This is a genomic window from Caballeronia sp. M23-90 (genome assembly GCF_053574605.1).
The window spans coordinates 1-609 of the sequence record NZ_JBSIPA010000955.1; the positions used below are offsets into that span (position 1 = coordinate 1).

At 59.1% G+C, this 609-nt stretch carries 1 protein-coding gene; it reads left to right on the plus strand.

Going from position 1 to position 609, the window contains the following annotated elements; all coding sequences use genetic code 11:
* Nucleotides 1-113: 113 nt before the first annotated feature.
* Nucleotides 114-317, plus strand: coding sequence for a LecA/PA-IL family lectin (locus tag ACRXB1_RS37260; protein WP_449494924.1), 204 nt, complete (start codon nt 114-116; stop codon nt 315-317).
* The last annotated feature ends 292 nt before the right edge of the window (nt 318-609 follow it).

Consider the following 609-nt stretch of genomic DNA (forward strand, 5'->3'; position numbering starts at 1 on the left):
CGATGAATACGACGCGCTGCTTCCTTGGAAGATGCCGGTCGACATTCCCTGATCGCGCGTCCCCCTACACCGGCTACACTCCAACGGCGTGCACCTTCAGAGGGGCGTCGTTGATGGATCGCATACCTTCGGCCAACGAGGCGGCATTGCTCGGGCGCATCGGCAGCGGCGAATGGTTCGTGATTGGTTCAAGTCTCCAGCGCACGTGCGAAGCGGACGGCGATCTCGTAGTTCAAATGAACGATCTTCGGGGTGCGTATCACGATAACGCGGGTTCAATGCAAGTCACCTACAGCATCGAGCCAGGCCAAGTGTAGCGGTGCTTGCGCGCCTCGCTTGAGGCGTCGGAAATACACCCGCACGCCGGCACCACGAGGCTCTGCTGCCGGCTTCGATATTTGCCGAGAAAGTAGGCGTTTTCCGAGGTTCCGGCCAAGCCTCGGAAAATATCTGGAGGCACATGCAGCGCACCTACGGCTGCCAAAAAAATCCCCAAGGCAAGCGCCTTGGGGATTGTCGAAAGTTGCTACAAGAACAGCTGAGCAGTTGCTCGCCGTGCTACCTCAAGCGAATCGTCCGCGGCGGCGAACATATCGCCTTGCCGTGTAG